General features: G+C 57.0%; 8 protein-coding genes. 6 read left to right on the top strand and 2 right to left on the bottom strand.

Going from position 1 to position 13,625, the window contains the following annotated elements:
- Nucleotides 1-5: 5 nt before the first annotated feature.
- Nucleotides 6-443, top strand: coding sequence for a Fic family protein (locus tag J9253_RS20890; RefSeq protein ID WP_228291567.1), 438 nt, complete (start codon nt 6-8; stop codon nt 441-443).
- A 149-nt stretch (nt 444-592) separates the two neighbouring features.
- Here J9253_RS20890 and J9253_RS04605 read toward each other — a convergent pair whose 3' ends face one another.
- Together J9253_RS04605 and scpB are read right to left on the bottom strand one after the other, a co-directional pair.
- Nucleotides 593-4,717 (bottom strand): hypothetical protein, encoded by a 4,125-nt coding sequence (locus J9253_RS04605; protein ID WP_210223504.1) that lies wholly within the window; start codon nt 4,715-4,717, stop codon nt 593-595.
- Between the two features lie 115 nt (nt 4,718-4,832).
- The gene (gene scpB / locus J9253_RS04600) at nt 4,833-5,384 is read right to left on the bottom strand and encodes an SMC-Scp complex subunit ScpB (protein WP_210223503.1); all 552 of its coding nucleotides are present in this window, start codon (nt 5,382-5,384) and stop codon (nt 4,833-4,835) included.
- Nucleotides 5,385-5,740: 356 nt separating this feature from the next.
- Between scpB and J9253_RS04595 the strand changes: the two genes are divergently transcribed.
- From J9253_RS04595 to glk, 5 genes are all read left to right on the top strand, one after another.
- The gene (locus tag J9253_RS04595) at nt 5,741-6,955 is read left to right on the top strand and encodes an RNA-guided endonuclease InsQ/TnpB family protein (protein WP_210223502.1); all 1,215 of its coding nucleotides are present in this window, start codon (nt 5,741-5,743) and stop codon (nt 6,953-6,955) included.
- A 149-nt stretch (nt 6,956-7,104) separates the two neighbouring features.
- Nucleotides 7,105-8,579 (top strand): ISNCY family transposase gene (locus J9253_RS04590; RefSeq protein ID WP_228291448.1). Its coding sequence is split into 2 segments (ribosomal slippage): nt 7,105-7,558 and nt 7,558-8,579, totalling 1,476 coding nucleotides; the frame shifts between segments, so codons are not numbered across the junction.
- A gap of 299 nt (nt 8,580-8,878) precedes the next feature.
- A complete protein-coding gene (locus J9253_RS04585; protein ID WP_228291505.1) occupies nt 8,879-9,292 on the top strand; it encodes an ATP-binding cassette domain-containing protein in 414 nt (137 codons plus the stop codon).
- Between the two features lie 124 nt (nt 9,293-9,416).
- Complete coding sequence (locus J9253_RS04580; protein WP_210223501.1) at nt 9,417-12,617, top strand: glycoside hydrolase family 15 protein; 3,201 nt, start codon at nt 9,417-9,419, stop codon at nt 12,615-12,617.
- Complete coding sequence (gene glk / locus J9253_RS04575) at nt 12,614-13,624, top strand: glucokinase (protein WP_210223500.1); 1,011 nt, start codon at nt 12,614-12,616, stop codon at nt 13,622-13,624. The genes J9253_RS04580 and glk overlap by 4 nt, the downstream gene beginning before the upstream one ends.
- Nucleotide 13,625 lies beyond the last annotated feature (1 nt).

Here is a 13,625-nt window from a genome sequence, read left to right as displayed (position 1 = left end):
CGGAAATCGCCTGCCAGCTCCACGCCGCTGCGGGTAAAGAAGAAGTCTTAGAATGGGGACGCTTCCGCTCTGGTGGCGTATTCATCGCAGGAACAGACTACATGCCGCCCCCCGTCGCCGAATTGCCCGACCGCTTCGATGCAATGATCACCGACCTTGCTCAAATCAACGACATTTACGACCAAGCCATCCACCTCTTTCTGACAATGGCACGTTGCCAATTCTTCTACGATGTGAACAAGCGCATGGGGCGTTTCATGATGAACGGGCACTTGCTCCAACATGGCTACCCGGCAATCAACTTGCCCGCCAAACGCCAACTGGAATTCAACACGCTGATGCTGGCGTTTTATGCGCCGGGGGACGAAACCGCGATGAATGCCTTCATGCGATCATGTATGGATGAGCGGGTGGTCAGGATTATGCAGGAAGGTGCTGTTTAAAATTTTACCGCGTTCGTTGTCATAACCGAAAAAAATGGCTGGCTACAATATATTCTGCCGGGCTTGTTCCGGCAGACGTAGCACCTGTTCACAATGGGAAAGATAGCGCTCCTCTGACTCCACGTGGTGTTCAAGCTGATTCCGATGATTTATGGCGCATCGGGTGGTGTAGGCGCTAGGGGAGTCGCTGGCTTCTCTTCAGTCTGCCACAACCCACCGTGGTTAATGGCAGCCCAACCCCAACGCAACCAACCCAACAACGCCACTGCTAACCACAATGCCCAAGCCAGCATCAGCAAACGGTAATACAAAATCGGCACGCTGATGACACCCGGCTGCGGCAATACACCCTCGACCCGATCCTGATACCACTGCAACTGTTGCGCCCATGAACCATTGCCCACAATCTGCATATCCGGTGAACCCAGCAAGCCTTTAGCCACCGCCCCCACCAACGCCGCCAGCGCAACCAATGTCAAAAATGCCAAGCTCAACTGCATCGCATTAAATTGCCAAGTCGGACGTTTCCATCCCTCCAGCGAAAGTTTGCCGCGCATCGCCAAAGCAATCAGCCAGAACGCCATCAGCACCATCAAAAACGACGTGCTTTGGCTCAAACCAATGCCCAGTAAAAACCATTGCCAGCTTTTCAGCGGGGTAAGGCGCGACCGCCCCAAGCCAATCGACAACACCAGCAAGACCACCAACATGCCCCAGAACAACACCGCAGGCCCTAGCAAGGATCCGTGTGTCCACAAAATCCAGCGGTCTGCTGGCAGTTGTAACGTCGCTTCGCTGTTCACGCTCGGCAAACCCACATCCACGGCGGGAAAGGTGTAATGCAAGGGCATTGCGCCACTTTCCTGCCATTCCAGCACGGCTTCCTGTTTGCGCGGCAAGAGCGGCAACACGACTTTGCCTTGCTGCTGCTGAATCGCCTGTTTGGTGCCGTCAATCGTCAGGCTTTGCACCACCGTGCCTTCCGGCAGGCTGATGCTGTGTTGCGAACCGCGACTGCTTTGCAAGTTCAGGCGCAAGGTCACGTCGCGGGCGCGTTTGCCGACTGCCACCTGTGTCTGGCTGGCGAGCAGGGTGACGGTTTGCCCTTCTACCCCACTGGGGCGATTGATCGCTAACGTGAGCTTTTCACCTGCCCACGGTTTCCAGAGCAACGAGCCTTGCGCGTCGGCTTCTTCGTAGGCATTGACGGGCAAGCCACTCGCTTCAACGTGCCAGACCGGGCTGGCGGCGACTCGCCACTCTTCCAGCCACGCATTGTTCTGGCTGGCGGTAAGCTGGAGTTGCTCGGCCTGTGGCAGGCGCGAAGTCCATTCCAGCGTGTCCTGTTGTGGCTTGAGGTTGATTTGTACCGCATTGTCCTTGATGGTGAATTGCTCACTCAACGGCTGTTCGCCCGGCAGCAAGGGAATCGCCACGCTGATCGGCGCGGCACTGTCGGACACGCGGCTGACCGTGGTGGTCACGTACCAATCCAGCCCCAGATCAAGCCGCCGCCCGATTTTAACGAAGGCGGGTAAATTCGGCATATCCTGCAAACTGGCTTCGGTGGTGGTCGCGGCGGTGCGGTTGAGCTGTAACTGGTCTTCGGGCACGCCGTTATCGCGGATGCCGTTCACTTGCCAGCCTTCGCCCTGCCAGGTCACACGGTGCGGCTTGAGTGGCAAAGGCAAGGCCACGCTGCTACGGCTCGGCAAGCTGCCTTGCAACACCACATCGTGCTGACCTTGCGCCAATACCACCCACAATTGCTGGGCAGCATCGCGGCGCAGCGCTTGGGTCGGGGTATTATCGACCAGCACCGTGGTCGGCAACCAGGTGCTTTGGCTTACCGGCAAAGGTACTGCGACTTGCGTTGCAGCATGTACCCGCAAGCGTACTGCCAAACCATCGTTACCCAGCGTCAGGTTCATTTGTTCGATTTGCGCACAGTCCGGCACGCAATCTGGCGCACGCAGCAAGCGTTCCTGCAAGGTTTGTAATAGCTCAGGTTCAGGGGTTACGGGCATAGGCGTTTCTGCCCAAGCGGGTTGTGGCACTGCCAAGACCCACGGTACGGCTACCAGCAAAAGCCCTGTTGACCACCAGTGACCGGGTTGCCGCACGGTTTGCCACAAGCCTTGCAGATTGCCGGACAGCAAGGCTAAACGCGCCGCCAGTACCAATAAAATCAGCACGCCCAGCACTTTCAGCAAGGAATGCACCAGCGGCGACAATAACCATAAGCCCATGCGCTCATCGGGCTGAATCACGCCTGACCATTCCAGTTGCACCTGTTGCCATTGCCAGGTTGGCAGGCCGGGGCCGGTCTGGATCATGCTGTTGGGGTCAATATCGCGCAGGTTGGCTTGCTGCTTGGCATTGCGAGGCGCATTGTAAGAACCCAGTGAGGACAAACCGCCCGCCACTTTATCTGCTGCATAATTGCTTCTGGATTTCATCAGCGGCGCTGGTGCAGGCATGGTGGCTTGATCTGCCATCATCTCCGCTTCTGCGGCAGGCGCAGCCGCTGACATCACAGTCTGTTCGTAACCAACGTTACCACCACTGCCTTGCAACTGCGGGTAAAGCGCCATGCGCACCGTGTCGATGGTATACGGCAACACGATCAGTACCAATATCAGCAAACTCAGCCAGCGGTAACGCCCCAGCCAAGACTGAATGGCCCCGGCAGGTACCGAACGCAATAACGCCGTCACCGCCAGCAAATTCAACCAGATGAAACGCGGTGCAGCAGGCTGATGCCATGTCAACAACAAGGCAAGCCCCGCAACACTGCCCCATTGCCAGCCATACAAATAACCCGTGGCGACTGTCACCAAGAGCACCAGAAACAAGTCCAGCAAACTCCATTGTTGCAACCATGTCATCGGCAGATTATCCGTACCACTCGCGGCAAACAGCAACCAGCCGGGCGGCAAATGCAGGGTGGTGTTCACTTGCTGCAATTCCTGTTGCCAACCGCTGACGGGTGGGCTGGAACGGTCGGCGACATAGCGGCTATCGGCTTCCAACGACAAGGCACGCTGGCGCACTTCCACACCATCCGCCTGCCCTTGCGCTTGTTGGGTAATCAATTGCGGTGTGCCGTCAATACTGACCCTGCCCAAACGGATGTCGGGCAAGACTTCCAGCCGTGACTGTTGCGCCAGCGTGCCGTTCAATTGGTCTTGCAGGGTGTAACCCTTGCCGTCGAAATCCAGCCACAACTGGCGCTTCAAGCTGACTTGTGCGGGGCTGGATGCCATGCCGCGATGTTGTTCTGCGAGGTTCATATTGCTGCCAGTGGTCATCAAGTAAGCGGGGAATCGTGCCCATTCTTCCGGCAAGCGGGTCTGGCTGGGGTCGACGCTGTTGACGCCTTCGACTTGCACTTGACGCATACTCGCATCGGCTTCAAATACCCAGACCTCTTCGCTTGGCCACGGTGCGGCGCTGGCGGGCAAGGCTAAACTGGTGAGGTTGGCGGGGGAACGCCCGGTGAGTTTGAGCGTCCATTCGCCGGGGCGCAGTTGCACTTGCAGCTTGCCATCCTGCCCCATGCGCGTGGGTAAGGGGCTATCCAGATGCAGCGGGATGAAACCGTCCAGCAATACCGGGGCGAATTCAGCCTGACGTTGCTTGCCTGCGACGCGGAGCTGGAGCGTGGTGGTGACTTCGAGTGGGTGTGAGTCCAACACTTTGCGGAAGACTTGTACTTCGAGGCCGTCTTCGCTGGCTTCCTGCGGGCTGCGGCTTAACCACAAACTGCCTGCGGTATTGAATTCGGGGGTGGTAATCACTGTGCCGTTGACGCTTAATTGCACCAAGCCGGTAGCAGGCGCGACGAACAGGGCTTCGGGCAGTTTGTCCCACACGAATTGCCCGCTAATGTCATGGCTGCCTGCGGCGAGGGTCACGACCGGGTAGCTGTCGCTGGCAGTGACGATCAGCGGGGTAGTGTCGGCGCTGCTGACTTGTTGTGGCCAATGTTGCGCATCACCGGGCAGGCGTATTTGGGTTTCGCCGTAGACTTCCCAATGTTGGGTGAACGTGCCGCCGGTGCTGGTGAGTTGTAAATCCAGTTTGCCCGGCCAGGCGCATTGGCGTTCTGCGGCGTTGTAAAGGTAGGGACAGGCTAAATCCTTGTGTCCATCCAACACCCAGCCGACCCACGGTTTGAGGGGTTCGGGTACTTGCTCGGGAGACAGCGGGTTGGCATGTGCGCTGGTGAGCAACAGCAGCCAAAGCAGCAGGAAGCGCGGGAGGTGTAACATGGCAGTGCCTTTGGATTTAGTTATTATTGTTAACTATACCTCTATCACTTTAATTTCACTAGCGGAGCAACAATATACACCCCAATCCTTGCCCATAGGTGTCAAAATGCTGAAATTACCCCAGCAACTCCAACTGCAATTTGTCTACATCCAGATCTTTCATTTCCACCAGACTCGGCAGGTCACCCAGTGATTTGAGGTTGAAATAATCCAAGAAATGCCGGGTCGTACCGAGCATTTCCGGGCGACCCGGCACTTCCTTGTGCCCAATTACCCGCACCCAGTCGCGTTCCAGTAAGGTCTTGATCACGTTGGCATTGACCGCTACCCCGCGCACTTCTTCAATTTCCCCACGCGTAATCGGTTGCCGCCAAGCAATCAAGGCCAGTGTTTCCAGAAAAGCACGGGAATATTTAGGCGGGCGGCTATCGTCGTGGCGTTGCACCCACGGCTGGAAGGCCGCACGGGTTTGTAAGCGAAAACCACTGGCCGTTTCTTTCAGCTCAAAACTCTGACCTGCACAAGCGCTTGATAGTGCCTGCAACGCGGTGCGAATTGCAGCACGGGGAATGCCCTCTTCTGGGGTGAAATAACTTTCTAGTTGTTCGAGTGACAAGGTCTTGTCAGCGGTAAGCAGAATGGCTTGTAAGATGGTTTCAAGCTGCATTGTTTTTCCTCATAATCGAACCATTCGGGTTGACCGAACGGAGTGGTGAACTGATTGCCAAAACTCATAGGGTGAAGTCTTAGGCGCATGACAATCTGACGTAATTGCTATGCCTCCCCGCTTACTGTACGCTTTTTAACGCACAGTCAGGAGTTTCTTATGACGCAGGTGGTTTGCCAATTTTCCCAGTTAACCCAACAATTTGATCAGGTTGCGCGGCAAACCCCGTCCTTCAGGTCGGGGAGGATAGCGCGGGTGGCGAAGCCGCCCTATGTTCGGTAGTTTTGTCGGATAATCCGCGCAGTTTAACGCAGAATACCCACTCAAGCCGCTCTTTATTTAGCTACACTCCGAAGATGCAACGACTCCAAGCCTTCAAATACGAACTCATGCCCAATGGTGAAACACAGCGTCAACTACGCCGTTTTGCTGGGTCATGCCGCTTCGTTTACAACAAGGCATTAGCGTTGCAGCAAGCCAACCATGAAGCGGGTGAAAAATTCATCGGTTACGTCGCAATGGCCAAGCACCTGACCGCATGGCGCAACGGTGTGGAAACCCCGTGGCTGAAAGATGCCCCCGTTCATCCCCTACAACACGCCCTCAAAGACCTCGATAAAGCCTACCAAAACTTTTTCGCCAAACGTGCCGATTTCCCCCGCTTCAAGCGCAAAGGCAGCGGTGACAGTTTCCGTTACCCCGACCCCAAACAAATCAAGCTCGACCCAGGCAATAGCCGAATTTTTCTGCCAAAACTCGGCTGGATACGCTACCGCAACAGCCGTGATGTGTTGGGAGAACTGCGCAATGTCACGGTTTCCAGCAAGGGCGGGAAATGGTTTGTCAGCATCCAAACCCAGCGCGAAGTGGAATTGCCAGCCACACCCGCAACCACTGCTATCGGTATTGACCTTGGGATAGCGCGTTTTGCGACGCTCTCCGACGGCACATGGATGGAATCGCGTAACAGCTTCAAGGGCAAGCAAGCCAAACTCGCCAAATACCAACGGCGCATGGCGCACAAACAAAAATTCAGCAACAATTGGAAAAAGGCACAAGCCAACGTTCAAAAAATTCACACGCAAATCGCCAACGCCCGCCGCGATTTCCTGCACAAGGCGACGACCACGCTCAGCCAAAACCACGCGTTCGTGTTCATCGAAGATTTGCAGGTACGGAATATGTCCAAGTCAGCGGCAGGCACAGCGGAAAATCCCGGTAAAAACGTTGCCCAGAAATCTGGCTTAAACAAAGCCATTCTCGACCAAGGCTGGGGTGAATTTCGACGGCAACTCGACTACAAGATGGCATGGAAAGGCGCCATGTTGTTCGCTGTGCCGCCGCATTATACCAGTCAGGAATGCCCCGAATGTCACCATGTAGCGGCGGACAATCGTCAGACGCAAGCGCGGTTTGTGTGCGTGAAATGCCACTATGAAAATAACGCCGATCATGTCGGCGCGATCAATGTTTTAGAGCGGGGATACCGCTTGTTAGCCTGTGGAGATGCGACCTTAAGCCGCTCTGTGAAGCAGGAACCCACCGAAGTCAGTCAGCTATCTAGTGTCTGACCGGAAACCCTAAAACCCTTTTCCGATCAAGATGCTACGCCCGTTTTCCTTGCCCTAAGATTTCCCGGAAGCAGGCCAGAAAGCTGCAAAAGCGCCCAAAATAGGGCAAAATAGGGCATCCATCCGCCAAACTTCGCAGGAGACACACGATGCGTGAAGTGATCGCCCGCCAACTTCGCCTGGGTCACGCTGACATCGGCAGGCTGACCTTCAACCCACGTTCGCGGGACGACATCCCGCAGGTGTTGCAAGGGCTGCAATACATTTATGTGACAGACGAACTGCGTGAGGCGGTGTTTGCGGTGCTGGAAAAGCGGGTTCCGGCGGAGGTGGACGCCAGCCGTGGACGCCCCGGCATGGATCTGTGGAATGCGCTGGTGCTGGCGACATTGCGGGTGAACCTGAACTGGGACTATGACCGGCTGCTGGAGATGGCGAACCAGCACCGCAGCATCCGTCAGATGCTGGGGCATGGTTTCTGGGATGATGACGATGAGTACAAGCTGCAAACGGTCAAGGACAACGCCGCTCTGGTGGACGAAGCCAGCCTGCAACGCATCAACCAGTTGGTGGTGGAGGCCGGTCACAAGCTGCTAAAAAAAAAGCCGCGCCGCTGAGCGCCCGTTGTGACTCCTTCGTGGTGGAAAGCAACATCCACTACCCGACCGACATCAACCTGTTGTACGACGCGGTGCGTTGTTCGGTGCGCACGGTGGCCGATTGGTGTGAAGGGCACGGCGACAGCCGCTGGCGGCAATGGCAGTACAATCTCCGCCAGGTGAAGAAAGCCTGCCGTCATGCGCAGAAGCTCAAGCACTCCAGCTCCCAAGACCCGGACAAGCAGGCCACCCGGCAACAGGCCATCCGTGACGCCCACCACACCTACCTGGGCCTGTGCGCCGCGCTGTTGTCGAAAGTGGAGGAAACGGTGGCTGACCTGCCCCTCAGCCTGCTGGACAGCCGGTCGGGCAACGACCTCCAGCGCTGGCTGGGGTACGGGTGGCATCAGGTTGACCTGGTGCGGCGGCGGGTGCTGGACGGGGAAACCATCCCCCACGGCGACAAGATCTTCTCCCTCTTCGAGGATTACAGCGAATGGCTCAGCAAGGGCAAAGCCGGTGTGCCGGTGGAGCTGGGCCTGAACGTGTGCGTGATGGAATCGGCTGACGGCTTCATCCTCCACCACCAAGTGATGCAACACTGCCCCGACAGTGAGATTGCCGTGACCATGGTTAAGCAAGCCAAAGCGCTGTTCCCCTCCCTGAGCGCGTGCAGCTTTGACAAGGGGTTCCACTCACCGGCCAACCAGCGCGAACTGGCCGAACTGCTCGACCGGGTGGTGTTGCCGAAAAAGGGCCGCTGGAGCCAGGCGGACACTGCCCGTGAAACCGACCCGGCGTTTGTCCAGGCCAGACGCCAGCACTCAGCGGTGGAATCCGGCATCAACGCACTGGAAGTCCATGGGCTGGACTATTGCCCCGACCGGGGGCTGGAACGCTTCAAGCGCTATGTGGCACTGGCGGTGGTGGGCAGGAACCTGCAAAAGGTCGGGGCCATTTTACAGGCCAGGGCGTTGGAGGCCTTGCAGAAGGATGAACGCCGACGACAGCGCCAAGCCGCCTGAACCACCCCACAACGCCGACCGATGAGGGAAAATGCCGGGAAGGCAGGGCAGCCCCTGCACCGAAGGCAAGCCTGCGCTGCCAGCCATGCCTTGAAACCCAGCGTTTTACCCTCGTGCTTGCCAGAAGGTGGCGGGGAAAACGGCTGCATGGACTAAAATTGGGCACTCGTGGCGGCAGGAAGGCTTTTTCGGTCAGACACTATCTAGCTGAATGCAGTAGGAATCCCCTTCCTTTAGGGAGGGGAGGATGTCAAACCAAAACGGTATTTACCTCGCTTTCCTCCACCCTGACCGACGGATTGACCGGGCTGGTCGGACGCAACGGGCAAGGCAAATCGGTATTGCTTACCCTTCTCGCGCAAGATTTCACACCCACCAGCGGCAGTATCCGCTGGCTTGTGCCGTTCTATTGGGTGCGGCAACTGCAACGCCTGCAAGGTTTGCGTCTGGCCTTGCACGAACTGAGCGGGGGCGAACGCCTGAAAGTCGCTCTGCTGGCGGTACTTATCGGGGAAAATGCCCCCACCTTACTGTTGTTGGACGAACCCGACAACCATCTGGATTTGGACTCACGCTTATTACTGGAGCAAACTTTGGCAGATTACCCCGGCGCATTGCTGGTGGTTTCGCACGATCCGGCGTTTATTGCAGCCTTGGGTGTTTCGGCAAGCCTCGTATTAAATCCCACTTCACCAACACACCAGCGGCAGTAAACGCCCTAACTGCCCCGCCGCGATGCCACAACCACGGCAACAACATCAACCCAAAAATGTTTGTAAAAATGCCGTCAACGTGTAGATTGTCAGCCAAGAAACCTAACTTAAAGATCAAACTACCATGAACTGCGTCTCTCTCGACAAACTGGATCACTATTACCAGCAAGTAACCCGCATCATCCTGTCGCGCCAACATCCGATCACCGGCTTGTTACCGGCCAGCACGGCTATCACCGCGCACGGCGATTACACCGACGCTTGGGTACGCGACAATGTGTACAGCATTCTGGCCGCTTGGGGGCTAGGTCTGGCTTATCGCCGTCTTGATGAAAGCGATGGACGCACCGTGCTACTGGAACAGAGCGTGGTCAAGCTCATGCGCGGCCTGTTAATCGCCATGATGCGTCAGTCTTCCAAGGTGGAATGCTTCAAACAGACGCAAGACCCGCTCGATGCCCTGCACGCCAAATACGACACCGGCAGCGGTGATCCCGTCGTGGGTGATGATGAATGGGGGCATCTGCAACTCGACGCGACGTCCCTCTTCCTGCTAATGCTGGCGCAGATGACCGCCTCCGGTTTACGCATTACCTTTACCCTTGATGAAGTCAGTTTCGTGCAGAATCTGGTGCACTACATCGGTCGCGCCTACCGCACGCCGGACTATGGCATCTGGGAACGCGGCAACAAGATCAATCATGGCATTGCCGAAATCAACAGCAGTTCAGTCGGCATGGCGAAAGCCGCGCTGGAAGCACTGAATGGCTTCAACCTGTTCGGCGCTGGCGGCGGGCAAGCATCGGTCATACACGTCGTGCCTGACGAGGTAGCCCGCGCCCGCATCACCCTTGAATCCAGTCTGCCGAGCGAATCCCTCTCGAAAGAGGTTGATGCCGCCACCCTCAGCATCGTCGGCTACCCGGCCTTCGCCGTCGAAGACGCAAGCCTCGTCGAAGCAACCGTCGCGGAAGTCGTCAACAAGCTGGAAGGCCGTTACGGGTGCAAGCGTTTCCTGCGCGACGGCCACCAAACCGTGATCGAAGATCACCAGCGCCTGCATTACGAACCCGAGGAGATGTTGCAGTTCGAGCATATCGAATGCGAATGGCCGTTATTCTTTACCTACCTGCTGCTGCATCACCTGTTTCGTGGCGATGAAAAGCAGGCGAAAATCTACCGCGACAAACTGGAAAACCTGCTGGTCGAGCGTGACGGCGACTTGCTATTGCCAGAGCTGTACCGGGTTCCAGCGGAGCGTATCGCAGCGGAACGCAGCAATCCCCACAGTCAGGATCGCGAACCCAACGAAAATGTGCCGCTGGTATGGGCGCAAAGCCTGTATATCCTCGGCGCACTGATTCAGGATGGCCTGCTGGACGTGACCGACATCGACCCACTGGGTCGCCGTCTGCGAATTGGGCAACGGCGCGGACGCCGGGTGCAGTTTGCGCTGCTAGCCGATTCGCCCAGCATCAAACTGCGCTTGGAGGCACAAGGCATCAAGGCAGAGACGCGTAACGAAGTGTTGCCTGTCATCATCCATGAAGCCACGGCCTTGGCGGATGCTTACTGCCAGCTTGGTCGTAACGAACGTCTCGGCCTGAGCGGACGCCCCTTGCGTCACCTGCGCGGGCTGGCGACCAGCTTCCTTTATACCTTCGACGGTCAGCGCATCTTGTTCCAGCCGCATTTCATCAACCGGCATGATTTCTATCTGGCGCTCGACAATGCCATGCTGGTCGAACGCTTGAAGATGCTGCTTACCTACGTCAGCAAACAGTGGGACGCCCCCGGTCGGCCATTGGTCGTCTTGGTCGTCACTGAACGCATGTTAACGGCAGAAGGCAGCGCGGCGTTGCTCGATTTCATGAGTGAATGCCGCGAGGGGCAAGTCGGTGATACCCCTGTTCAGCTTGGGCGTGTTGCCAACTTTCTGCCGACCGCCGGACGTGAACGCATTGATAGCCTGCACGGCTACCAGTTTCCAGATGACAGCGGCGCACAGACCGACCGCCCCTGTTTCATACTATTGCCAATCACCGACGACGAAGAGCACCTCAGCGATCAGGTTGAGCCTTTGCTGCTGGGCGACACTCACCTGATCCGCCTGATGACGACACGGGCAGACTTGCAGGTTCAGTTCGATGCCTTGTATCAACTGGAAGCACGCCACGGCCTCGATTTCGATACCGGCCTGCTTGACATGGATGACCAACCTGCGCGGGTTCGCGACCTGCTGGAAGAGGTTTATGTCCGCGCTTGCGAGGAACGCCACTGGCAACTGATCCGGCTCAGCGCAGCGGTGTTGGGCAAGCATGACATTAACCTTGAAGGTGCTGCCACCGAGATCGTGGTACACCAGAAGGCGCTAAGTGTGTCGCGCTCTTACAGCCGCGACTCGACATTCCGTCGCCCAATGGGGGCAGACGAACTGTTGCAAGCCATTCGCCAGTTCAACCCTGATGACCTACGCGCCCAGATTCTGACTCAGGAACTGATCCTCAATCTGGGTTTGTTGTTGCGGGCGCACCCGGAGTTGTTCGACAACATGACCCTGATCCGCACCGGGCAATTGCTGCAATTGATTGCGGTACGCTTGCGCCGCGAAAAGCGTTTGTCGATCAGCGATGCGATGGATGTCTTAATGATCATGCCGCCGTATGAAGTCGCCAAAGCCGTGCGTGACGTGCTGGAGCATTTTCAGGACGCGAGGGATACCCTGCTGCAACGCGAACAAATGCAGGTATCGTCGGATTCAAGCCGTATGCTCACCGTCACGTTTGACGCCAGCATGAACCCTGAGCTTGCGGATGTCGCCAACTGGCATGAATGGCGTTCCATCCAAGGCAGCATCGGACGCTATCGCGAAGGTTTCTTCGAGGGCGTCTGGGATATTGTCAATCAAAGCATGGGTCTGGTCATCGGTGATCAGTGGAATCCGAAACTGCGCCTCGACCACAAGCTATGCGCCAACATGACGCGCGGCGAAAAACTTTTCAAGGATAGGGTCGAGCACATCCTGCATAAAACACCCGCACCGGACAGCCGCCAGTTGTATACCGAAGCCTTGCAGGTACTGATGGTGGTGATGTGGAAGAATCCGGCATTGCGCATTGATGATACCTTGTTCATCGACGTCATTATCGGCCACGCCGTGCGGCTGGCTTGGCAGCAGAACCACCCGCAACAGACGGCTGATTATGATCAATACCGGGGCATTGCCTGGAGCGAATTTTACCAATGCCCGCCGTCAGAGGTTGCCAATCACATCGTGGCGGCACTGGCGCATTTGCTCAACAATAATACAGGAGAAGCACCATGAAACACGTACTCGCAGGGGATGTCGGCGGCACCAAGACAGTTTTATGCCTGTACCGGGTGAACGCTACCAAGCCCGCTGGCACATCACTGGAAGAGGTTCACAAGGCTGTCTATCCGAGTTCGGGTTATGAACGTTTTGGCGATCTGGTCACCTCTTTTCTAGCCGCCGTAGCGCCGTTGCGGCCTGAACGCGCCTGTTTCGGTATCGCTGGCCCCATCCAGCAGCAGCGTTGCAATGCGACCAACCTGCCGTGGGTGATTGATGCAGGCAAACTGGCTGAAGACTTTGGGTTTGAGGATGTGTACCTCATTAATGACCTTGAGGCGGCCGCTTACGGAATGCTGCATTTAGCCGCTGACGAATTCGTGGAACTGAATCCGCACGCCGCCCCCCAAGCCGGACATGCCGCCGTGATTGCAGCGGGAACGGGGCTAGGACAAGCGATCATGGCGTGGGATGGCCAACGTCACATCGTCATGCCAACTGAGGGCGGGCATTGCGATTTCGGTGCCAATTCTTCTCAAGAGGACGCCTTGCTGGTCTTTTTACGTGAACGCTTTGGCGGTCACGTCAGCGGCGAACGCATTCTGGCGGGTGACGGTTTCGGCAATCTTTATGATTTTCTGCGGGCATCTGGTTATGCCGCACCAAATGCCACCATCGAAGCTGAAATGTTGCACGAAGACCGCAATGCCGTGATCAGCCGTCATGGCTTGCAAGGCGATGATCCGCTATGCACCGAAGTCATGCGTTTGTTCGTGCGTATTTACGGGAGCGAGGCGGGCAATCTCGCGCTGAAATGCCTGCCACGCGGCGGTATTTACATCGGCGGCGGTATCGCGCCAAAAATCCGGGCAGCACTGGAAACCGGCTTGTTCATGCAAGGCTTCCTCGACAAGGGGCGCATGGCGCGGGCGATTGAGCACATTCCGGTGCGCTTGTCGCTGAACCCTGAAGCGCCGTTACTGGGCGCAGCGCACATGGCCTTGTCCCGTTCCTGCTGCTAAT

The sequence above is a fragment of the Thiothrix litoralis genome, from assembly GCF_017901135.1.
In the GTDB taxonomy this organism is placed as follows: domain Bacteria; phylum Pseudomonadota; class Gammaproteobacteria; order Thiotrichales; family Thiotrichaceae; genus Thiothrix; species Thiothrix litoralis.
Note: the sequence above shows the minus strand (reverse complement) of the source record. Positions and strands in the feature narration are given on the sequence as shown.